The sequence below is a fragment of the Immundisolibacter cernigliae genome, from assembly GCF_001697225.1.
In the GTDB taxonomy this organism is placed as follows: domain Bacteria; phylum Pseudomonadota; class Gammaproteobacteria; order Immundisolibacterales; family Immundisolibacteraceae; genus Immundisolibacter; species Immundisolibacter cernigliae.
In genome coordinates this window covers 153,845-175,317 of the sequence record NZ_CP014671.1, presented here as the reverse complement: position 1 = coordinate 175,317, position 21,473 = coordinate 153,845, and the positions used below count along the sequence as shown (strand labels likewise).

Below are 21,473 nucleotides of genomic sequence, written 5' to 3'. Positions count from 1 at the left end.
AGGCCGCCATGTACGACATCACGCGCATCAAGGGCTGGCCGATGCCGGTCCTGAACGAACTGAACCAGCCGCATTTCGACGCCATGGCCGACGGCAAGGTCATGGTCCAGCACTGCCCGGACTGCGATACCTGGCTGGCGCCGGGCGCTTTTCTGTGCGAGAACTGCGGCTCGACCGGCGTGCAGTGGCGTGAAGCCTGCGGCCGCGGCGAGATCTACAGCTACGTGGTCATGAATCGCACCTTCGACCCGGCCTTCGAGGCCATGGTCCCGTACAACGTGTGCCTGATCGAGCTCGCCGAAGGCCCGCGCCTGTTGGCCAACGTGGTCGGCATCGCCAATAGCGAGCTGGCCATCGGTTGCGCCGTGCAGGCCACGTTCGAGAAAGTCGGCGAGGGACTGCCGCTGCTGAAGTTCAAGCCCGGCTGATCCTCGCCGCGTTCTGCCCCCACCAGACCTGCGACAGGAGACGGCGGCCATGCTGCCACGCGATTACATTGCCCGCTGCGCGACGCACTACCCGGACAGGATTGCCTATCACGACGGTGACCGGGCGCTGAGCTGGCAGCAGGTGCATGCCCGCTCGGACCGCCTCGCCGCCGCCCTGCAGGGCCTTGGCCTGAAAAAAGGCGACGCGGCCGCCATCCTCAGTCACGAGCACCTGGAGGTCTACGAGCACCTCTACGCCTGCTACAAGACCGGCCTGCTGCGCTGCGGCATCAACTGGCGCTATGCGCCGCGCGAGATGCTGCACGTCATCCGCGACAGCAACGCGCGGGTGATTCTGGTGCAGGCTAACTGCGTGCCGCTGCTGGCCGAGATCCTGGACGACATCCGCGCCGACGGCCGGATTCTGATCGGCTACGGCGGCGCGCATGGCCTGCAGCACGACTACGAGACCCTGATCGACCGCGCGGATGCGAGGCCGCGCCCAACCGAGCTGGACCAAGACGACCTGATCGCGCTCAGCTACACCTCGGGCACCACCGGCCTGCCCAAGGGCGTGATGCTGACACAGGGCGCCATGCGCGATTCGATGCTCTACACGGTGCTGGGCATCGGCCTGCGCTACGAGGATGTGTGGTTTCCGCCCACGGCCTCGGGCTGGATCACCTTCGTGCTGGGTTCGATGAACCTGATGAACGGCATGACCGTGGTGCTGCCCAATGGCGATTTCGATACCGCGCGCTTTCTGCAGTTCGTCGGTCGCTATCGGGTCACGGCCACCATCATCGTGCCGCTGATGATGCAGCGCCTGCTGGACGAGTACGACCGGGGCGGTTACGACCTGTCCTCGCTGCGGCTGGTCACCTACGGTTCTTCGCCGGCGCGCCCGGCGCTGATTCGCCGCACCATGGATACCTTCGGTTGCGAGTTGATGCAGTTGTATGGCATCACGGAAACCACCGGCGGCTGGGTCAGCTTCCTGCATCACGACGATCACCTGCGCGGGCTGTCCGAGCGCCCGGAACTGCTGACCTCCTGCGGTCGCGGCGGCGTGCACATGGAGCTTTCCATTCGCGACGAGCGCGGGCGGCCGCTTGCGGCGGGTGAGGTCGGCGAGGTCTGGATACGCGCCAGCACCAACATGCGCGGCTATCTGAACCTGCCCGATCTGACCGCGCAGACGCTGGTCGACGGCTGGCTCAAGACCCACGATCTGGGCCGGCTGGATGCCGACGGTTACCTCTACCTGACCGACCGCAAGAATTTCCTGATCATCTCCGGGGCGGCCAACGTCTACCCGAGCGTGGTCGAAACCGTGCTGGCCGAGCATCCGGCGGTGCGCGAGGTGGCGGTGATCGGCGCGCCGCACCCGGAGTGGGGCGAGGCGGTGGTGGCGACGGTCAGCCTGCGGGAAGGCACGAGCGCCAGTGCTGCCGAGCTGCTGGCCTTCTGCCGGCCGCGCCTGGCCAAGTACGAAGTGCCCAAGCACATCGAGATCATCGATGACCTGCCCAAGGGCCTGACCGGCAAGGTGCTCAAGAAGAACATCCAGGGCTGGTACAGGGACAACCCGGCGCGGCTGCCCTGGAAAGCGGTCGACTGATCGGCCGTTAATTCGCTTACCATTCGCGTTGCTGTCGCGCGGCGGCCGCATGCGCTGCGGTCCGCACAACCATATGCCGGAGAGAGACGTCATGACCAAGCCGGACGAGAAATTCCATACCCAGATCACCACCCAGATGCCGGATATGGGCACCGGGCCGCTGCCGGTCGAGCCCTACATCTCGGCCGAATTCTTCGAGAAGGAGCGCGAAAAAATCTTCCGCCGCGCCTGGCTGGAAGTCGCGCGCACCGAAGAACTGCCCAATGCGGGCGATTACGTGGTGCGCCAGATCGAAGTGCTCAAGACCTCGGTCCTACTCGTGCGCGGCAAGGACGGCGTAGTGCGTGGCTTCCACAATGTGTGCACGCACCGCGGCATGGCGGTCGCCATCTGTGACAAGGGCAACGCGCAGGGCTTCATCTGCAACTTCCACGGCTGGACGTTTGACCTGGACGGGCGCCTCAAGGGCCTGCCGGGCGAGGAATACTTTGCCAATCTGGATCGCGCCGAGTACGGCCTGCGGCCGGTGGCCACCGACACCTGGAACGGCTTCATCTTCGTGCACTGGGAACCGGAGCCCAAGGTCGGCCTGCGCGAGTTCCTGGGCGGCATGGCCACGCAGCTGGACGACTATCCGTTCGCCCGCTTCAACCACATCGCCCGCTACAGCGCGCGGGTGAAGGCGAACTGGAAGACCTTCATCGACGCCTTCCACGAGGCCTACCACGTGATGATGGTGCACCGGCACACGGTGCCCGACGCCTGCGCCGGGCAGGAAAACCCCTATGGCCTGCTCAGCTCTGCGCGCATTTACGGCCCGCATCATTCCGGTTCCGTGTGGGTGAACCCGAACCACACGCCGACGCCCTCGGAAACCCTGGCCTGGAAATACGGCATGAGCTTCGCGCCCGGCGACATGGTCGACCTGCCGGGCCTGAATCCGGACAAGTCCGCCAACTGGTGGTTCGACATCAACGTGTTGTTCCCGAACTTCTTCATCGACGTCGGGCCGGGCTGGTACTTCACCTACAACTTCTGGCCGGTGTCGGTGGACGAGTCGACCTGGGAGATGAACATCTACCAGCTCGACGCCGAAACGGCGGGCCAGAAATTCGCCCAGGAACATACCAAGGTGCTGCTGCGCGACATCCTGTACGAGGACCTGAGCACGCTCGAATTCGCCCAGAAGGCGATGGGTTCGGGTGTGCTCAAGCACCTGCCGGTCAGTGAGATGGAAATTGCCGTGCGCCATCAGCTGCACACGGTGCAGGAATGGGTGAACCGGCCATGAGCGAGACCGGCTTTGCCCTGCCCGAGGCTTATCGGGACCTGGCCTGGCTGGCCGACTGGGCGCTGCCGACCGAACGCGGGCGGCACAGCAAGCGCATCGGCACGCCACTGCCCGAAATCCAGCGCGTGTACGACGCGCTGCTGCCGCGCATCGAGCCGATGATCGCGCATCTGGATCAGTTCCCGATCAACGATCTTCCGCCGGCCGAGGCCAACCTGATGCTCCTGGCGCTGGTGTTCGTGGAAGTGTCGCCGTCAGTGGAGCTGCTGCACTCGCCGACCGTGCCGGACGGCTTCGAGCCCAGCCGCTTCGAGGTGCATTTCTGAGGCGGTGCTGCCAGGCCGGTACGTCGCATCCACCCGTCAATCAACCGAAGGAAGCCAATAGATGCCCATCGAAATCGACGTGAAGAAGACCGCTGTCCTGTCGATGGATTTCCAGAACGACATCATCCATCCGGATGCCCCCCTGGCGCAGGCGGCCGGTTTCGCCAAGATGGTGCAGGAAACCGGCATCCTGCCGCGCAGCGCCAAGCTGCTGGATGCCGCCCGCCAGGCCGGCATGAAGGTCATCCATGTGATGGTGGAGTTCGGGCCTGACGCGGCGCCGATGCCCACGCGCGGGGCGTTTTTCCGCATGTTGGGCGCCGGTGGTCCGACCCTGGTGCCGGGCACCTGGGGGGCGCAGATTCACGACGACGTGGCGCCCAAGCCGGGCGACGAAATCGTCAAGAAATCCATGATCAGCGCCTTCGTCGGCTCGAACCTGGACGAGGTACTCAAGAAGAACGGCATCACCGACATCGCCATGATCGGTGTGGCCACCACCTTCGTGGTGGAAGGCACCACCTGGAGCGCCGTGGACAAGGGCTACAACTGCATCGTCATCGAAGACTGCGTCTGCGCCGGCAGCAAGGAAGCCCACGACGCGGCCATCCAGACCTCGCTGACCTATCTTGCCGACCTGTGCAAGGCGGACGAATTCATCGCGGCCATTCAGAAGTAAGCGATAACCGTCTGAATTGGAACCCCGTCTGCGCAATGGCGCAGGCGGGGTTTTTGTTTGTGCGGCCGGCCTGCGTGTCATGGAAGCGCTGAACAGAGAACTGTGGGAGCCCGGCTGTGCCGGGCGATCATCGCGCAGCGAAGCTGCGCTCCCACAAGGGTTTCGGGTTGCGGGCGCCGAGAAATCCGGGATGGACTTGTTCAGCGTTTTGCTAAGCGCCGGCTTTTGCCACATCGAAGAGTCGCTGCAGCCGGGCGACGGATACTGGCTGCGTCGTCCCCAGATGCGGCGCAAACAGTGCGACCCGCAATTCCTCCAGCAGCCAGCGCAGCTCAATCCAGGCCGGATTGTCGGCGTGGGGCGGGTAGGCGTGCCAGAACGCCTGCCACAGCGGCAGCAAGGCCTGGCGATCGGCGCGCTCGCAAGCCGGATCGCGCTGCGCGCGCTCCAGGCGCGTTGCCGCGGCGTTCAGGTAGCGCGGCAGTTCGGCCAGCCACGGCGGCGGCGTTTTTTCGACAAAGCCGCTGTAAATCAAACGCCCGAGCTGGTCGCGCAGGTCGGCGGCCACTTCAAGCAGCGCCAGCGTGGTGGCGTGGTCGAGTCGGCGCTCGATGTCCCGCCAGGCGCGCAGGGTATCGGTGACGGACTTGGTGAGCCTGTCCGACGTGGGAGCCAGCAGAGGTTGCAGTGCAGCGACCAGCACGGCGAATTCGGCGCCGTCGCGTGGTGCGTTTGGATCATCCCAGGCGCTGTCGATGATCGCCCGCTGCAGGTCGCGCAGCAGCTGGGTTGGGGTACCCAGGCGCCGGTAAAGCGCTGCCGCCGGCGCCAGCGTGTCCGGCGTCGGCAGCCGGTCGGCCAGGGCGCGCGTCAGCAGGGCACGCACGCCGCCGCGATGCGCTACCGCGGCGGCGGCCTCGTCGTCGAACAGACGCACCGCGCAATCGTCACCCGTATCGACCAGAGCCGGCCAGCGCAGCAGCAGCGCGCCGCCGGGGCCGGGCGTGGTCACCTGCCGCGGCAGGGCGCCGAAATCCCAGTCGGTGATACCGCTGCGCTCCAGCGGGTGGGGGCGGCCGGCGGTTGCGACGGGTGTCCGAGTCTGACCGAAACGGGCCTGCAGCTGCGACCAGTCCCGGCCGGTGGCCAGCGCCGTGCCGTGCTCATCCACGATTTCGAAACGCAGGCGCAGGTGCCGGTCCAGGCGGTCGGGGTCGAAAGCCTCCGGTGGGCAGGGCGCCCCGGCGAGATCGGACAGCGCACCTGCCAGCGCCGGCAGCAGCGGACCTGTGCCCGGTTTCAATCGCGCCAGCGCCTGACCGGCGTAGTCCGGTGCCGGCACGAACTGGCGGCGCAGCGCGCCGGGCAGGCTGCGGATCAGCGCCGCGCATTTTTCGGGCAGCCAGCCGGGAATCAGCCAGTCGAAGACATGGGCGTCGATCCGCTGCAGCAGTGCGCGCGGCAGGCGCACGGTGATGCCGTCGTCGTCGTGGCCGGGCTCGAAGCGGTAACGCAGCGGCAGCAGCGCGCCGCCGGCCGCCAGGCGATCAGGAAAATCCTGAGGCGTGATCGCATCGGCGCGGTCGATCAACAACTGCTCGGCGGACAGGCGCAGCGCATCGGGCGCCTGCCGGCGCAACCAGTGGTCGAAGCGGTGCCCGTCCCAGACATCCGGCGGCAAGCGCGCGTCGTACAGCGCGAACAGGGCGTCTTCGTCGATCAGCAATGGCCGGCGCGCCTTGGCCTGTAGCGTTTCAAGCTCCCCCAGCAGGCGGCGATTGGCGGCCAGCGCCGGGCACGCGGCATCCAGCGCGCCGTCGATCACGCCCTCGCGAATGAAGATGGCCCGCGCGTGGGCCGGATCGATTGGGCCATAGGCAATGCGTCGCCGGCTGGCCAAGGTCAGGCCAAACAGCGTCACCCGCTCGAAGGCCACCGGGCGCCGGCTGGCGACATCCCACTGCGGCTCGCTGTAGTCGCGGCGCAGCAAATGTGCGGCGGCGGCCTCCACCCAGTGCGGCTCGATGGCGGCCACGGTGCGCGCATACAGGCGACCGGTTTCCACCAGCTCGGCGGCCATCAGCCAGCGCGGCGGTTTTTTGGCCAAGGCCGAGCCGGGGAATACCCACATTTGCGCGCCGCGCGCGCCCTCCAGGCCGCGGGACAGGCGCGCCCGCCGGGATTCGCCGCGCGGGCCGTCCTGGCGCCGGGCGATGCGTCCGAGCAGGCCCGCCAGCAGCGCGCGGTGGATGGCGTCGTAGTCGGCGCCGAGGCTGGAGCCGCGCAGGCCCATGCCGTTGGCCAGCTCCGTGAGTTGCCCGGCGATGTCTCGCCATTCGCGAAGGCGCAGGTAGGACAAAAAATGCTCGCGGCACCACAGGCGCAGCTTGGCCTGCGAGCGGTGGCGGGCTTCCTGCTCGAAGGCCCGATAGATGTTGAGCAAGCCGAGGAAATCCGAGCGCGCGTCGGCAAACTGCCGGTGCACCTGGTCGGCGTGCTCGCGGGCGTCGAGCGGGCGCTCGCGCACGTCCGGCACGGTCAGCGCGGCGGTGATGATCAGCACTTCGTGCAGCGCGCCGGTTCGGCCGGCCTCGATCAGCATGCGGCCGAGCGCCGGATCGAGCGCAAAGCGCGCCAGTTGCCGACCGACGCCGGTCAGCACCCCGGCACTGTCCACCGCGCCCAACTCGAACAGGGCTTGCTGCGCGGCCCGCAGGTGGCGCCGCTGCGGCGGGTCCAGGAACGGAAAATCCGCCGCCTCGCCCAACTGCAAGGCCTGCATGCGCAGCACCACGCTGGCCAGGCTGGCGCGGTGGATTTCCGGATCGGTATAGGGATTGCGGTTGGCGTAATCGTCCTGCGCATACAGGCGGATGCACACGCCGGGGCCGAGCCGGCCGCAGCGCCCGGCGCGCTGATCGGCGGCGGCCTGGGAGATTTTCTCGATGCCCAGACGCTGCACATGGCTGCGGGCGCCATAGCGGCTGACACGCGCCAGGCCGCTGTCGACCACGTAGCGAATGCCGGGCACGGTCAGCGAGGTCTCGGCCACGTTGGTGGCCAGCACCACGCGGCGCTGTTTGGAGGGCGCGAACACCCGGTCCTGCTCGGCGCGCGACAGACGAGCGTACAGCGGCAGCAGTTCCAGGCCGGCGGTGCCGTGCGCGCGCAGCGCCTCGGTGGCGTCGCGGATCTCCCGCTCGCCGGGCAGGAACACCAGCACATCACCCGGGCCTTCGCCCTGCAATTCCGCGACGGCGGCCACGATGCCCTCCACCAGCGTGCGGTCGGCCTGGTCGGGGTCCGGCGTGAGCAGCGGGCGGTAGCGCACCTCGACCGGATGACCGCGGCCGGATACCTCGATGATCGGCGCGCCGCCGAAGTGCTGCGCAAAGCGCTGCGGGTCGATGGTGGCCGAGGTGATGATCAGGCGCAGGTCCGGCCGCTGCGGCAACAGGCGGTGCAGGTAGCCGAGCAGAAAATCGATGTTCAGGCTGCGCTCGTGCGCCTCGTCGATGATCAGCGTGTCGTAGGCCAGCAGCTGCGGATCGGACTGCGCGTGCGCCAGCAGCAGGCCGTCGGTCAGCACCTGGATGGCGGCGCCGTCGGCGACCGTGTCGTCGAAGCGCACGCTGTAGCCGACTGCACGCGGCGCGGCCAGTTCCACCGCCAGACGCGCCGCCACCGCGCGGGCGGCGATGCGCCGCGGCTGGGTGTGGCCGATGCGGCCATGCACGCCACGGCCCAGATGCAGGCACAGCTTGGCCAGCTGCGTGGTCTTGCCCGAGCCGGTCTCGCCGCAGACCACGATCACCTGATGCGCCTGCAGGGCGGCGGTGATTTCCGGCAGATGGGCGGTTATCGGCAGCTCGGGCGGGAACGTGACGCTTGCCGGCCGTGCGGCCCGCCGCGCGCTGACCACCGCCGCGGAGCGGGCGAGCTGGGCGGCGACCTCAGCCTGCAGCCGATCGGCGGGCTGCCCGCCGGCGAGCCGCCGCTGCAGCGCGGCGAGGCGTTTCGCAAGCGCGGGTCGGTCGGCCAGCAAGGCGTCTTCGACCTGCGCTGCCAGTGTCTGCACGCCGGATGACAGCAAGGCCGAGTCGGCGTCAGGCGGGGGTTCTGGGCGGTTCACGGGTGCGGTGACAGGTTGCCCGGGCAGCGTACCATAGCGCCCCCAAGCCCCCATGAAGCCGCATCTGTGCTCCTGAACACGCCGCATTTGCTCGTTCGCCACCTGCTGCTGTCGGTCCTTTGCCTGGGTTGCGCCGGCGCTGCCGCGGCCGGTCTGGAGGCCACGGCGACGCCGGCCGCGGACGCTGCGCCCGCCATTTCGGTCGAGGCCCAGACCGCCGCCGCCAAGGCCGGCGACGCCGGGGCGCAGTACGCGCTCGGGCTGATGTACGCGCACGGCGACGGCGTGGCACGCGACGATGCGGCGGCGGCGAAGTGGTTCGCCGCCGCCGCCGCGCAGGGCCATGCCCAGGCCGCTTACAACCTGGGCGTGCTGACGGTGAACGGCCGCGGCGTGGCGCGCGATTACGGCCTCGCCCGGGGCCAGTTCGAGCAGGCGGCAGCCAGCGTGCCGTCAGCGGCCTACAACCTTGGCGTGCTCTATGACCAGGGTTTGGGCGTTTCGCCCGACGCGGCGCAGGCGCTGGCCTGGTACCGCAAGGCCGCCGACGCCGGTCACGCCGGCGCGCAGTACACGCTCGGACAGATGTACTACGAGGGCATCGGCGTCGAGGCCAACGACGCGACGGCCCTGCGCTGGTTCAGTGCCGCTGCGGCGCAAGGGCACCGTGAGGCGCAGTACAACCTGGGCGTGATGGCCTATGTCGGGGCCGGCATGGCAGCCGATCTGAAGGCCGCCGCCGACTGGTACCGCAAGGCGGCCGAACAGGACGACCCGCTGGCCGCCTTCAACCTGGGGCGTATGTACCACCTGGGCGAGGGCGTGATGCGGGACGATGTCCAGTCCGTCCACTGGTATCGCCGGGCGGCCGCCAAGGGGGATGCCTTTGCCCTGAACAACCTCGGCTTCATGGTCTACAACGGCCTGGGCGTGCCGGCCGACCCGGTGCGCGCCTACGCGCTGTTCACGCTGGCGGCGGCGCGCGACAACGCCAATGCGAAGAAAGCGCTCGATCTGCTGCGCCCGCAGCTGGGCAACGAGGAAGTGGCCCGTGGCGAGGGCCTGGTGCGGGAATGGAACGCTGCGCTGAAGGCCGGACTGGCGCCGGCCTTTTGATGCCCGTGCAACGGTCGGCGAGGCCGGTGCAGGGCTACCGGTAGACCCGGTGACCTGTCCGGCATTGCCTCAGGCGGCTTTCTTGCCAGAGTGTATGCAGCGATCCCGCCCCTGGGCCTTGGCGGCATACAGGGCCGCATCGGTGCGCTCGAAGACCGTTTCCAATGTGTCCTCGCTGTTAAAGGTGGCCACGCCACAGGAGATGGTGACCGGCACCCGCTCGCCGCGACTGCGAAACGGCGCGGACTTGATGGTGCGGCGCAGTTTCTCGGCGATCTGCAGGGCGGCGTCCTCGGCGGCGCCGTTGAGGATCACCACGAATTCCTCGCCGCCGTAACGGGCCACGAAATCCGACGAGCGCAACTGGTCCTGTAGCAGGCGCACCACTTCCTTGAGCACCTTGTCGCCGGCGGTGTGCCCGAAGGTGTCGTTGATGCGTTTGAAGTGGTCGATGTCGCAGACGATCATCGACAGGTTGCCGCCGTCACTGCGCCAGCGGGCGACTTCCAGTGCCGCCCTGCGGTCGTAGGCAAGCCGGTTGTAGGCGCCGGTCAACGGATCGCGCAGGGCCTCTTCGGTGGTGACATCCAGCCGGCTGCGCAGGGTGATGGTTTCCGCACTCAATTGCGCGACCTGCTGGCTGAGCTGGCCGAGGTGGTCCTCCAGTCGGCGCTGGTGGCCGTCGCCAGCCTGGTCCTGCTGACGCAGGTGATCCTGCAGATGGTCCAGGCGCTCGCCGATAAAGGACTTGAGCCGGTCCAGGTCGTCCGTTTCCGACGACACGCTGCGCAGCTGCAGGAATTGCGCTTCGGTGATCTGCCGCGTCTGCAGGGCCTCTGCGCCGGCCTGGCGATTCAGGCTGTGCGCTTCGTTGAGGGCCGTCTCGAGTTGCACCAGGCGGCCGACGGTGGCCTTGAGGAATTCCTGAAGCTCGGCCTGGCGCCGTTGCGCATGGGCCTTGGACTCCACCAGCAGGTGGATCAGTTGGGCGGCAAGTTTCTGGCGACCGGTTTCATCGGTCGGCCTGCCCAGCGCGCGCTCGATATCCTGCGCCAGCGGCTCCAGGGGCGCCGGCACCAGCACATGCTGCAGAACGCTCCGGATCAGTTGACCCTCGCGGGTGTTCAGTGGAGATTCGTTTTTGTTTCCTGGGACAGGGCCCGGCTTATTGCTCGGTGCCAGCACGCCCGGCTTTACTGACTGTGACAATTTCGAAAATGCCTCTTGCAGGGCTGTGCCGATGTGATCGGTGGTGGCTGCCTCGCGCAGATCTGCCAGCGCTGCGGCAAGGCCGGGATTGCAGGCCGCAGCCAACTCGCACAGCTGCGGCACGATTTGTCGCAGAAGCGGTTCCAGTGTGTCGTCGACGGAGTTTTTCATAGGCGATGACCGATGCTCTGGGCAGCCCGGTTCGGCTGCTGGATTGTGTATCGCCAGACAGGGCGGGAACTTTAGGCGGCTCAGGTGGATGCCTATGCAAGTCGCTCGCCGGGCTTGTCCCTTGGGTCAAGGTGCCGGCCCGGACTTGTCCTAGTATGGCGGCCGGTTTCCGCTGCCGAGATGCGCCATGATTCTGATCCTGCAAGAACACGTCCATGCCGGCACGCCGGCGTTCGTCTCCATCATGGAGTACCTGTCCCGGCGGCCCGGCGTCAGCGTGCGCGCGCAGGAGATAAAGGGCGCGCAGCAGACCCTGACTGAGCTTTACCTGATCGGCGATACCGCCACCCTGGACCGGGAGGAAATCGCCGATCTGCCCGGCGTGGAGCAGGTGGTGCGCGTGTCGCGCGAGTACCGGATTGTCGGCCGCCATCAGGACGACTTCCGGCCGAGCGGCTTCGAGTACAACGGCGTTACGTTCAGCCAGGACAGCTTCGAGTTGTTCCCGGGCCTGTGCGCCGTGGACAACCGCGAGCATGTGGATCGCACCTTCGCCGCGCTGGCCGTGCAGGGCCTGCGCTGCGCGCGCATGGGGGCCTACAAGCCGCGCACCAGCCCGTATGCCTTCCAGGGCCACGGCGCGGCCTGTCTGCCGTTCGTGTTCGAGTCGGCCGGCCGCCACGGCGTGCGGGTGATCGCCATGGAAATCACCCACGAGAAGCACATCCAGGAAATCAACGATGCGCTGTCCGCCGTGGGCCAGCCGACCGGCGTCATGCTGCAGGTCGGCACGCGCAACACGCAGAACTTCGAGCTGCTCAAGGCCATCGGCCGCCAACACGAATTCCCGGTGCTGCTCAAGCGCGGTTTCGGCATCTCGCTGGAAGAATCGCTGAACGCCGCCGAGTACCTGGCCAGCGAAGGCAACCAGCGGGTCGTGTTCTGCCTGCGCGGGGTCAAGACCAGCCTGGGCGACCCGCACCGCAACTTGGTCGATTTCGCGCACGTGCCGGTGGTCAAGCGCCTCACGCGCATGCCGGTGGGCGTCGACCCGTCACACTCGGTCGGCCGCCGCGATGTTGGACCGGACGGTATCGAGGACATCCACCATGCCGCCGCGCAGGGCGTGATTGCCGGCGCCAATCTGGTGCTGGTGGACTTCCACCCGGCGCCGGCCAAGGCGCTGGTGGATGGCCCGCAGGCGCTGACGCTGGAGGAGCTGCCGCTGTTCGTCGAGGACATGCAGATCGCCCGCGAGGCGTACCTGAAACGCCGCGCGGCACATGAACGCGCCCGGCTGCCGGTGCAGGAAACGGCGCTCGCCGACACGGAATCCTGAGGGCGGCGCGCCCGGCGGGCGCGAATGCCCTGTTGGCTCGTCGATAATCCCGGCCGCAACTGGCGTTGCCGCAGCTGTGGCGGATGACGCGACGAACGGCGTTCACCGGGAGACGACATGACGGCAGGCGAACTGGGGCTAACGGCGCTGCGGGGGGCAGCGGCGGCGCTCACGCAGGTGCGCGATCAACTGGTGCAGCGCACCGCCGGCGGGCGCGACATCGACGGCCATCAGGTGGCGGTGCGCCGTTATGCCAACCTCGAAGCGCGACTGAAGGCCGCCCAGGCGCTGGCCGAATGGGCCGACGAGGATCCATCGGCGCGCCAGATGGCGGACCTGTTCGCCGCCGATTTCGCACTCGAAGCGCTGCACGCGATCGAGCGCCACGGCGCCGATTTCGGGCTGGCGGCGGCCGATAGCGACGCCGCCTTGCCGGCCGGCGCGCGGCCTGCATTGGCGTCCGCGCTGTCCGAAAGCCGGTTTCGCGCGCTGGCCGAGCGCGCCGCCGGCCACGGCTTCGTCAATCACGGCGCCATCCACGGCGAGGACGCCGAGCTCACGCTGGCGCTGCGCGATGGCGCCCGCCGTTTCGCCGTCGAGCGCGTGGCGCCGCTTGCCCAGCGCATTCACCTGGACGACCTGCTGGTGCCGGAGGAACTGATCGGCGGCATGGCCGAGCTGGGCTTTTTCGGCATGTCCATTCCGGCCGAATACGGCGGCACCGGGATGAGCAACCTGGCCATGGTGGTGGCCACCGAGGAGCTGTCGGTGGCCTCGCTGCCGGCCGCCGGCAGCCTGATCACGCGCCCGGAGGTGCTGGCCAAGGCGCTGCTGGCCGGCGGCAGCGAGGCCCAGAAACAGCGCTGGCTGGGGCCGGTGGCGCGCGGCGAGCTGATGGTCGGCGTGGCGGTGACTGAGCCCGATACCGGCTCCGACGTGGCCGCGCTGCGCTGCCGGGCGACACCCGCGGTGCAGGACGGCGTGGCCGGATGGTCGATCGACGGCGCCAAGGCCTGGAGCACCTTTGCCGGTCGCGCCGACGTGCTGGCGCTGCTGGCGCGCACGGATCCCGATCCGGCCGCTGGCCACCGCGGGCTGTCGCTGTTCATCGTCGAGAAGCAGCGCTGCCTGGGGCACCAGATCGACCTGACGCAGCCGGGCGGCGGGCGGCTCAGCGGCAAGGCCGACCGCACGCCAGGGTATCGGGGCATGCACTCGTTCACACTGCAGTTCGAGCGCTGGTTCGTGCCCGGCGACCGACTGGTGGGGGAGGCCGGTCGGGGCTTTTATTACCAGATGGCCGGTTTCGCGGCCGGGCGCTTGCAAACTGCCGGTCGGGCCACCGGCCTTGCCCAGGCCAGTCTGCTGGCGGCCGGGCAGTACGCGCAGCAGCGGCGGCAATTCGGCCGGCCGATCGGCGAGTTTCAGAGCACCGCCTATGAGCTGGGCTGGATGGCGCTGCGCACCGAGGCGGCGCGCCAGCTCAGCCACGCGGCGGCCCGCGCCATGGACGCGGGTGCCGCCGACGCCGGCCTACTGGCGGCCATGGCCAAGCTGTTCGCCTGCCGCGTGGCGGTGGAGGTCTCGCAGCGCGCGCAGCTGCTGCACGGCGGCTGGGGCTATGCGGAGGAATTCCTGATCGCCCGCTTGGTGGCCGATGCGCTGGTGCTGCCGATCTTCGAGGGCGTGGAGCCGATTCTGGAACTGAAGGTTATCGGTCGTCAGCTGCTCGGCGGTGGCGCGTGAGTCCGGGAGCCCTGGCCGGGCTGCGCGTGCTGGACCTGTCGCAGGTGCTGGCAGGACCGTTTTGCACCCAAATGCTGGCCGACCACGGCGCGGAAGTCATCAAGATCGAGCCGCCGGAGGGCGATCCGGCGCGCCGCTTTGCGCCGTTTCGGGCCGATGACACGGAGCGCGCCTTCGGCGGCTATTTCCAGAGCATCAACCGCGGCAAGAAAAGCGTGGTGCTGGATCTGAAAGACCCCGCCGGGCGAGCGGCTTTCCTGAAGCTGGTGGCCAGCGCCGACGTGCTGGTCGAGAACTACCGCGCCGGCGTCATGGAGCGCCTCGGTCTGGGCTTCGAGGCGCTGGCAAGGATCAACCCGCGCCTGGTCTACGGCGCGATTCGCGGCTTCGGCGACCCGCGCAGCGGCGAGAGTCCGTACAACGACTGGCCGGCCTTCGACGTGGTGGCGCAGGCCATGGGCGGCATCATGGGCATCACCGGTCCCAGCGCCAACCAACCGCTGAAGGTCGGCCCCGGCGTGGGCGACACCGTGCCGGCGCTGATGCTGGCCTTCGGCATCCTGGCCGCCGTGCGCCATGCCGAGCGCAGCGGGCAGGGGCAGTTCCTGGACATTTCCATGATCGACGGTGTGCTGGCCCTGTGCGAGCGGCTGGTGCATCAGTACAGCTACGCCGGCGAGGTGGCCGGCCCGGAGGGCAACGGCCACCCGCTGCTGTGTCCGTTCGGGCTGTTTCGCGCCGCCGACGGCTGGGTGGCGATCGGCTGTCCGACCGACAAGTTCTGGGTGGAACTGGCCGCTGCCATCGGCCGCCCGGAACTGGCGACCGACCCCGGCTGGGCCACCAATGCGGCGCGTCTGGCCCGCCGCGGCGAGGTCACGACCCTGATCGAGGGTTTCACCAGCCAGCGCAGCAAGGCGGAACTGAAGGCGCTGTTCGGCGGGCGGGTGCCGTTCGGGCCGGTGCAGAACGCGGCCGAAATCTTTGCCGACCCGCACTTCGCCGCACGCGACATGCTGGTACAGGTAGAGCAGCCGGGCAGCGCCACGCCGGTCACCATCGCCGGTGTGCCGGTGCATCTGTCGGCCACGCCGGGCGCAGTGCGCGGCCGGGCGCCGCGGCTTGGCGAGCACACGGCGGAAGTATTGGCCGGCTTGGGCGCGGATCGGCATTCCTGATGATTTATCTTGCGATAATTTATTCTTGAGAATATATTCTCGCTCGATCGCCTACTGAGAATGCCCCATGCCCCAGGCTCTCGCCGCCACGGTGTCCAACACTGGCCGGGTACTGACCCAGGCCCTTGTCGAAACGGCCGACCGGCTCAGCGTCGGCCCGAGCGAGCTGAAGGCCATCATCGGCGTCAGCCAGCCGACCGCCTCGCGCCTGCTGCACGGCGCCTACCAGCTGACGCCCGGCAGCAAGCCCTTCGAGCTGGCGGCCCATCTGGTGCGCCTGTACCGCTCGCTGTCGGCCATGGTCGGCGGCGACGACGCGCTGGCCAGCCGCTGGCTGCGCAGTGCCAATCTGGCTTTCGAAAATGCCCGGCCAATCGACGCCATCAAGCGCGTGGATGGCCTGCTGCATGCCTGCGAATACCTGGACGCCCACCGCGCTCGCGTCTGAGGCCGGGCGCTGGGCCGGCAGCGGCTGGCGGGCGGTGGAGGCGCAGCATCAGGTGGCCACGCTGCGCCTGGCGCGCGGCAATCTGGAAGACCAGCGCCTGCTGGAGGACATCCTCGACGCCGCCAAGCCGCCGACGGTGGGCGCGACCGGCGACCTGCACTGGCTGCTGGCGACGCCGTTTCGTTACCGCCCGCCGGTTGGCGGCTCGCGTTTCCGGGGGCGCACCGATCCTGGCGTGTTCTACGGTGCGCAGGACCGGCCGACGGCCTGCGCCGAAGCGGGTTACTGGCGACTGCGGTTTTTTCTGGACAGCGCGGACCTGGCCGACGAGTCCGCTACGGTGTCGCTCACGCTGTTTGAATTTCATGCCGCGTCCGACGGGGCACTTGACCTGACCACGGTCGCATTCGCTGATGCGCGGGCGGCGCTGGCCCATCCGCATGACTACACCGCCAGCCAGGCGCTGGCCGCACAGGCGCGCGCGGCGGGCATCGACCTGATCCGCTACGGCTCGGCGCGGCTGGCGGATGGCGTGTGCCTGGCCCTGCTCACGCCGGCGCCGTTTCGTCAGGTGGCGCAGCCGTACCGCAACACGCACCAGACCTGGCAGCTGACCCTGCTGCCGCCGGCGCGGGTGGTGTGGGAGCGCGAACTGCACGCCGAGCGCTGGGAGTTTCTCTATGGAGACGCCGAATGAATCCGGTCTGGATTTTTCAGCGCCAGCCATCGAGAAAACATGTAGGAGCGCAGCTTCGCTGCGCGATTGATCGGCTGATCGCCCGGCACAGCCGGGCTCCTACAGTGGTTTGCAGCCGTTGAGTGTCCCTATACCGATGCCGGCTGAGACAATGCCCAACCAATCATCTGCCCGGATATTGCCATGCTGATCGGCACCCCGCTTGCCGCCAATGCCACCCGCGTCATGCTGCTGGGCGCCGGCGAGCTCGGCAAGGAAGTCATCATCGCCCTGCAGCGCCTGGGCGTGGAGACCATCGCGGTGGACCGCTACCCGAACGCGCCCGGCCAGCAGGTGGCGCACCGCGCGCATGTGATCGAGATGACCGACGGCGCCGCGCTGCGGGCGCTGATCGAGCGCGAGCAGCCGGCCATCATCGTGCCGGAAATCGAGGCCATCGCCACCGACATGCTGCTGCAGATCGAAGCCGACGGCCTGGCCGAGGTCATCCCCACCGCCCGCGCCGCGCAGCTGACCATGAACCGCGAAGGCATCCGCCGCCTGGCCGCCGAGGAACTGGGCCTGCCGACCTCGCGCTACGCCTTCGTGGACAGCCTGGAGCAACTGCGCGTTGCGGCGGCCGAGATCGGGTTCCCCTGTTTCGTGAAGCCGGTCATGTCCTCGTCCGGCAAGGGCCAGTCGCGGGTCCATGAGGCTGCGGAACTGGAACGGGCCTGGCAGCACGCGCTCGACGCCGGCCGGGTGCGCCAGGCGCGCCTGATCGTCGAGGAGCAGATTGCGTTCGACTACGAGATCACGCTGCTGACGGTGCGCAGCCTGGGCGTATACGGCGATACCGAAACCCACTACTGCGCGCCGATCGGCCACCGCCAGGTGCACGGCGATTACGTGGAAAGCTGGCAGCCGCAGCTCATGAGCGAGACCGCCTTTGCCCGGGCACAGGACATCGCCGGGCGCATCACGCAGGCGCTGGGCGGGCGCGGCATTTTTGGCGTGGAACTGTTCGTGCGCGGCGACGCGGTGTGGTTCAGCGAGGTCAGCCCGCGCCCGCACGACACCGGCCTGGTGACCCTGGCCAGCCAGCGGCTGTCGGAGTTCGAGCTGCACGCGCGCGCCATTCTGGGCCTGCCGGTGGACGTGGAGATGACCAGCCCGGCCGCCAGCGCCGTCATCTATGGCCAGCTGGATGCGGTCGGCATCGGCTATGCCGGCGTCGACGAGGCGCTGCGCATCCCCGGCACCGACATTCGCCTGTTCGGCAAGCCCGAGTCGCACGCCCGTCGCCGCATGGGCGTAGCCCTGGCGCGCGCCGCGGACGTGGAGCTCGCCCGTCAGCGGGCGCGTGATGCCGCGGCGCGGGTGCGGCCGGTGGCACCCTGATGCCGGGTCGCCGATCGGATTGGAGCCGGATGATTTGTTTTATAAATCAATCGGCTATATGAAGAAGCTCAAGCTGCGACTGCCGATGACGGCGTCGTCGCAATGCACCAGCCGGCGCCTCAGGCGCAGCCCCTGCGACGTGTCGGCAAACTCGTCCTGGCGCGCCGCGGACAGGAAAAACGGCGCCAGGTCCGTGCCGCGCGTGCGGTAGATCAGCACGTTGCTGTCCACCCGGCAGGTGCCGGGCGCCTCGGCCGGGCGCAGGCGCACGTTGGTCACGAAATGCCGCGTGGCGGCCGGCGGATTGTCCGACACACTGAAGCCGGGCGTGGTCAGCTGCTCGCAGCGCGTGCGCAGGCTGGCGTGGTTCTCCAGGAACAGCGGCGCCCCGGTAGGGCCTTCCTCGCCCTGCATGCGCACCAGGTTGGCGTAGGCGCTGTAACGGATGTCCGGATCCAGCGTGGCGTGCCATTCCAGGTACTGGCGCGCGTCCAGCAGCGCGGCTTCATCCATCAGGTGTTCGTAAATCCGGGCAAACAGGCGCTCGTCCACGGCAGTTTCTTCCTTCAGATGAGGTGGTGGAGCGCGCTCAGGGCGTGCGCATCAACCCTTTCCAGTGCTTCATGAAGTTGAACTGCTCGCACTCCGGCAGCATCGGGAAATAAGCCGTGCCAGGACCGGTGAAATCATCCACCGGCGCGAAATTGAGCGCAGTTTCGAAGCTGGCCTGGCCGGCGCGCGCCTGCCGGCCGCGGCACACCTGCGTGACCGAGGACCACACGTCGACGTCGTCTTCCTCGAACACGCCGCTCATGCCAAAGCCGCGCACGCCCGCTTCGAGCACCTTTTGCTTCCATTCGTCGGAGGCTTCACGCTCGGCCAGGTACCACGAGGTCAGTTCCATGGCGTATGGCCCCAGCGGCTGCCACACGCGCAGCGTGCCGCTGGCCACGACCTTGCCATTGCGCTCCACGTCCAGCGCCGGCTGAATCCAGGCCAGGTGCGGGAACACATTGCCCACGGTGACCACGTTGCGCCGCAGCAGGTCCAGTTGGGCCGGGTTCAGCGTTTTCTCGTACAGGGGGATCAGGTCCGGATTCAGGCCGCAGTAGGGCACGACGTGCTGTTCCGGCACCACTGTGCTGACCGTGCCGTGACCGCCGGCCAGGCTGAGCTGGTGGCTGGCACCCAGCCCGGCCATCACGGCTGCCGTCGGCACGCCGACCAGCTCCATGGCCGTCGGCCCCAGATGCGTGGGGTACAGGTGCTGGTTGTCGGTGCCGAAGTTGAGCGCGCCCATCTTCCAGTTGGCCTGTACCACCCAGCGCTGCGGTGGGCTCAGCACCACCATGCCGCCGGGCGTGCGGTTGAAGTAGGTGTCCAGATAGAAGCGCGCGTCGCCCAGATAGTCGGCCAGGCTCACCGCCTGCGGGTCGAAGGTGGCGAAGATCAGCCCGCCGTGCGTGTCGACCTGCGCGACCTGCTTCAGGCCACTGCCGGCCTTGTCGAGTTTGCCGGCGTAGAAGTCGTCGAAGCCCGTGGTCAGCAATTGCCCTGCGGTGTCGTAGGTCCAGCCGTGGTAGGGGCAGATGAGCTGTTTGGCATGGCCGGAATCCGCACGGCAGACTTTCACCCCGCGGTGCGCGCACGCATTCAGGAACACCCGCACGCGGCCATCCGGGCCCCGCATGACGATCACATGGTCGTCCGCCATGCGGCGGGTGACGTAGTCGCCGGGGTTTGGGATTTCCGACTCGTGCCCCAGGAACAGCCAGCAGCGGTTGAAGATGCGTTCGATCTCCAGCGCGTGGATGGCCTCGTCCACGAACACGCTGCGGCTGACGCGTGCGCTGGGTTCGTCGACCAGCGTGTCCCAGTCCGGTTCGTTGCTGCGCATCAGCATGGTTGGCCTCCCTGGCGTGAGCGGGTACGTTCAGCCGTGCGGTGCGCCGATCGGAATCACCGGCACCAGCAGGTGCGAGGCGTGGTCCTTGTCGCGGTACAGCTTGTAGTAGGTCAGCGTCATGCTGGGCAGGGGGCCCATCACGTTCATGCGGTGGTGCCAGGGGATGTCGATCGGGTCGCAGGTGCTGATTTCGAGCTCCATGCGCTCGCCGGGCCGGAACACGTAGGAGATCGACGGGAAGCCGATCGAGTACTCGTTCACCTCGCCCGGCACCACCGGCTGCGGGTCGACATGGGTCTGCACCGGATTCCAGGGCGTGGATTTTTCGGCATCCAGCGCCCGGTGTGAGGCCTTGAGCACGCCGCGGCACAGCGGGAAACGCGCGTCGCCGGGTCCGACCGCCCACAGTTTGGCAATGAACGTCGCATCCGGCTGATCCAGCGCCGCGTGCAGGTTCAGCACCACAGGTCCGGTGACTTCCATCGGCGCGCTCATCGGCGGCGTCGAATAGCGCACCGAGTTGCGCTCGGTGGAGATGATCGGCGGGCGATGGACCAGCGGGTCGGGGTCCGCGTCGGTGGGTTCGGGCAGCGGCGTGAGCGCCCCGAACGGGCGCAGGTAAAGCCGGGTCCACTGCGTGCGCGCCAGTGGCCATTCGTGCTCGAAGCGGTATTGGTTTGTGCCCATCACGAACAACCGAATGGGCGGCTCGTCCATGATTCCGGTGTCGACGCCCTTCATCCAGTGGTCGTACCAGCGCAGCGCCTCGTATTTGAGCTCCGGCGGGCCGGGCAGGGCGGTGTGGATGTGGTGGCCGAAGATGGCGGCCTTCTTGGGCACGTTCAGGGTCGGGTCGTTCATGTCGTCCCACACGGCCTGCATGAACGGCTTGAAGAACGGAATCCAGCAGCTGGCCGTATACACCGGCACGGTGATCTTCCCGACCTTGTCGCGCGAGCGGCGCCGGGCCCAGAAGTCGGTGTTGGTGGGGTGCAGCAGCTGGTCGAAAAAGGCCGTCTTGCGCCGCGCCAGCAGGCGCACGTAGTTGGTGTTGAGGGCGATGTCCTTGGTCGCCGCGATGGCGTTGACGCGCGCTTCGAGTTCTTCCGGCGAGTACAGCTTCTCGGACTCGGACGCCGTGGTGTGGGCCGGAATCTCGCGCTCCAGCTCCCACCAGAACGGCTGGATCACGCCGCCTTCGTAGGCCACGCCATACAGATCATTGGCGGCTTCGTAGGGAAAGATGGCGGCCAGGTGCGGCGGCTGTTGGGCGGCCACGAAGCGCTGGATCATGCCGAACCAGGAAATGCCCATCATGCCGACCTTGCCGCTGCACCACGGCTGGGCGGCGATCCATTCCACGATGTCGTGGCCGTCCTCCTGTTCCTGCACGCTGAACGGGCCGTTCCATGCGCCCTCGGACTTGCCAAGGCCGCGCTCGTCCGGGATCACGTACACGTAGCCGCGCCGGACAAAGAACTCGATGTCGCCGGCCTCGACGTTGTGGTCGAACACCCAGGAGTTGATCGGCTGCGCCGGGATGGGCGCCGACTGGCAGTCCTTGCCGTAGGCCGACAGCGCCAGCAGGCCCGGGAACTTGCCCGGCGCGTCCGGGCGGAACACGTCCGCGCGCAGCGTCACGCCGTCGCGCATCTGCAGCGGCACGTCGCGCTCGACGATCATCGTGTACTGCGGCTTCGACAGCTGCTCGACGTTTTTCAGGTACTGCGCCTGCCAGTAGCCAGGGCGGGGCAGGTCGACTGCCGCCAGGGCGCGTTCGAGTTCGGCGTCCGTCATCGTCGTGGT

General features: G+C 68.2%; 17 protein-coding genes. 12 read left to right on the top strand and 5 right to left on the bottom strand.

Going from position 1 to position 21,473, the window contains the following annotated elements:
* Positions 1 to 8 precede the first annotated feature (8 nt).
* The 5 genes from PG2T_RS00860 (at position 9) to PG2T_RS00840 (ending at position 4,345) form a co-directional block, all read left to right on the top strand.
* Complete coding sequence (locus PG2T_RS00860) at positions 9 to 428, top strand: Zn-ribbon domain-containing OB-fold protein (RefSeq protein WP_068802399.1); 420 nt, start codon at positions 9 to 11, stop codon at positions 426 to 428.
* A gap of 49 nt (positions 429 to 477) precedes the next feature.
* On the top strand, positions 478 to 2,049 hold the full coding sequence (locus PG2T_RS00855) for a class I adenylate-forming enzyme family protein (RefSeq protein ID WP_068802398.1): 1,572 nt from the start codon (positions 478 to 480) through the stop codon (positions 2,047 to 2,049).
* A gap of 91 nt (positions 2,050 to 2,140) precedes the next feature.
* Positions 2,141 to 3,340: an aromatic ring-hydroxylating oxygenase subunit alpha gene (locus PG2T_RS00850; RefSeq protein ID WP_068802397.1), complete on the top strand. Its 1,200-nt coding sequence runs from the start codon at positions 2,141 to 2,143 to the stop codon at positions 3,338 to 3,340.
* Positions 3,337 to 3,666, top strand: a complete 330-nt coding sequence (locus PG2T_RS00845; protein ID WP_068807495.1) for a hypothetical protein — start codon at positions 3,337 to 3,339, stop codon at positions 3,664 to 3,666. The genes PG2T_RS00850 and PG2T_RS00845 overlap by 4 nt, the downstream gene beginning before the upstream one ends.
* A 61-nt stretch (positions 3,667 to 3,727) precedes the next feature.
* On the top strand, positions 3,728 to 4,345 hold the full coding sequence (locus PG2T_RS00840) for a cysteine hydrolase family protein (RefSeq protein ID WP_068802396.1): 618 nt from the start codon (positions 3,728 to 3,730) through the stop codon (positions 4,343 to 4,345).
* Between the two features lie 211 nt (positions 4,346 to 4,556).
* On the opposite strand, the gene hrpA is transcribed toward PG2T_RS00840, so the two are convergent.
* A complete protein-coding gene (gene hrpA / locus PG2T_RS00835) occupies positions 4,557 to 8,477 on the bottom strand; it encodes an ATP-dependent RNA helicase HrpA (RefSeq protein ID WP_075968114.1) in 3,921 nt (1,306 codons plus the stop codon).
* Positions 8,478 to 8,543: 66 nt separating this feature from the next.
* Between hrpA and PG2T_RS00830 the strand changes: the two genes are divergently transcribed.
* On the top strand, positions 8,544 to 9,593 hold the full coding sequence (locus PG2T_RS00830; RefSeq protein ID WP_068802395.1) for a tetratricopeptide repeat protein: 1,050 nt from the start codon (positions 8,544 to 8,546) through the stop codon (positions 9,591 to 9,593).
* 69 nt (positions 9,594 to 9,662) lie between these two features.
* Here PG2T_RS00830 and PG2T_RS00825 read toward each other — a convergent pair whose 3' ends face one another.
* Positions 9,663 to 10,670: a GGDEF domain-containing protein gene (locus PG2T_RS00825; RefSeq protein ID WP_158513112.1), complete on the bottom strand. Its 1,008-nt coding sequence runs from the start codon at positions 10,668 to 10,670 to the stop codon at positions 9,663 to 9,665.
* Positions 10,671 to 11,160: 490 nt separating this feature from the next.
* Between PG2T_RS00825 and PG2T_RS00820 the strand changes: the two genes are divergently transcribed.
* The 6 genes from PG2T_RS00820 (at position 11,161) to purT (ending at position 17,761) form a co-directional block, all read left to right on the top strand.
* Entirely contained in the window at positions 11,161 to 12,312 is a 1,152-nt protein-coding gene (locus PG2T_RS00820) for a 3-deoxy-7-phosphoheptulonate synthase (protein WP_068802393.1), read from the top strand.
* Positions 12,313 to 12,429: 117 nt separating this feature from the next.
* Positions 12,430 to 14,058: an acyl-CoA dehydrogenase family protein gene (locus PG2T_RS00815; RefSeq protein ID WP_068802392.1), complete on the top strand. Its 1,629-nt coding sequence runs from the start codon at positions 12,430 to 12,432 to the stop codon at positions 14,056 to 14,058.
* Complete coding sequence (locus PG2T_RS00810; protein WP_068802391.1) at positions 14,055 to 15,236, top strand: CaiB/BaiF CoA transferase family protein; 1,182 nt, start codon at positions 14,055 to 14,057, stop codon at positions 15,234 to 15,236. Before PG2T_RS00815 ends, PG2T_RS00810 begins: the two co-directional genes overlap by 4 nt.
* 67 nt (positions 15,237 to 15,303) lie before the next feature.
* Entirely contained in the window at positions 15,304 to 15,684 is a 381-nt protein-coding gene (locus tag PG2T_RS00805) for an antitoxin Xre/MbcA/ParS toxin-binding domain-containing protein (RefSeq protein WP_068802390.1), read from the top strand.
* On the top strand, positions 15,644 to 16,381 hold the full coding sequence (locus tag PG2T_RS00800; RefSeq protein ID WP_068802389.1) for an RES family NAD+ phosphorylase: 738 nt from the start codon (positions 15,644 to 15,646) through the stop codon (positions 16,379 to 16,381). The genes PG2T_RS00805 and PG2T_RS00800 overlap by 41 nt, the downstream gene beginning before the upstream one ends.
* A 183-nt stretch (positions 16,382 to 16,564) precedes the next feature.
* On the top strand, positions 16,565 to 17,761 hold the full coding sequence (gene purT / locus PG2T_RS00795) for a formate-dependent phosphoribosylglycinamide formyltransferase (protein WP_068802388.1): 1,197 nt from the start codon (positions 16,565 to 16,567) through the stop codon (positions 17,759 to 17,761).
* 54 nt (positions 17,762 to 17,815) lie between these two features.
* On the opposite strand, the gene PG2T_RS00790 is transcribed toward purT, so the two are convergent.
* The 3 genes from PG2T_RS00790 to PG2T_RS00780 are packed head-to-tail and all read right to left on the bottom strand — an operon-like array spanning position 17,816 to position 21,464.
* Positions 17,816 to 18,313 (bottom strand): aromatic-ring-hydroxylating dioxygenase subunit beta, encoded by a 498-nt coding sequence (locus tag PG2T_RS00790; RefSeq protein ID WP_068802387.1) that lies wholly within the window; start codon positions 18,311 to 18,313, stop codon positions 17,816 to 17,818.
* A 37-nt stretch (positions 18,314 to 18,350) separates the two neighbouring features.
* A complete protein-coding gene (locus PG2T_RS00785; protein ID WP_068802386.1) occupies positions 18,351 to 19,664 on the bottom strand; it encodes an aromatic ring-hydroxylating oxygenase subunit alpha in 1,314 nt (437 codons plus the stop codon).
* Positions 19,665 to 19,694: 30 nt separating this feature from the next.
* Positions 19,695 to 21,464 carry a CocE/NonD family hydrolase gene (locus tag PG2T_RS00780; protein WP_068802385.1) on the bottom strand — a complete coding sequence of 590 codons (1,770 nt, stop codon included), beginning with the start codon at positions 21,462 to 21,464 and terminating at the stop codon, positions 19,695 to 19,697.
* Between the last annotated feature and the right edge of the window lie 9 nt (positions 21,465 to 21,473).

Coding starts and splice junctions, on each gene's coding strand:
- PG2T_RS00860 (WP_068802399.1), top strand. CDS start 9: ATGTACGACATCACGCGCATCAAGGGCTGGCCGATGCCGGTCCTGAAC.
- PG2T_RS00855 (WP_068802398.1), top strand. CDS start 478: ATGCTGCCACGCGATTACATTGCCCGCTGCGCGACGCACTACCCGGAC.
- PG2T_RS00850 (WP_068802397.1), top strand. CDS start 2,141: ATGACCAAGCCGGACGAGAAATTCCATACCCAGATCACCACCCAGATG.
- PG2T_RS00845 (WP_068807495.1), top strand. CDS start 3,337: ATGAGCGAGACCGGCTTTGCCCTGCCCGAGGCTTATCGGGACCTGGCC.
- PG2T_RS00840 (WP_068802396.1), top strand. CDS start 3,728: ATGCCCATCGAAATCGACGTGAAGAAGACCGCTGTCCTGTCGATGGAT.
- PG2T_RS00820 (WP_068802393.1), top strand. CDS start 11,161: ATGATTCTGATCCTGCAAGAACACGTCCATGCCGGCACGCCGGCGTTC.
- PG2T_RS00815 (WP_068802392.1), top strand. CDS start 12,430: ATGACGGCAGGCGAACTGGGGCTAACGGCGCTGCGGGGGGCAGCGGCG.
- PG2T_RS00805 (WP_068802390.1), top strand. CDS start 15,304: ATGCCCCAGGCTCTCGCCGCCACGGTGTCCAACACTGGCCGGGTACTG.
- PG2T_RS00800 (WP_068802389.1), top strand. CDS start 15,644: ATGCCTGCGAATACCTGGACGCCCACCGCGCTCGCGTCTGAGGCCGGG.
- purT (WP_068802388.1), top strand. CDS start 16,565: ATGCTGATCGGCACCCCGCTTGCCGCCAATGCCACCCGCGTCATGCTG.
- PG2T_RS00785 (WP_068802386.1), bottom strand. CDS start 19,664: ATGCTGATGCGCAGCAACGAACCGGACTGGGACACGCTGGTCGACGAA.
- PG2T_RS00780 (WP_068802385.1), bottom strand. CDS start 21,464: ATGACGGACGCCGAACTCGAACGCGCCCTGGCGGCAGTCGACCTGCCC.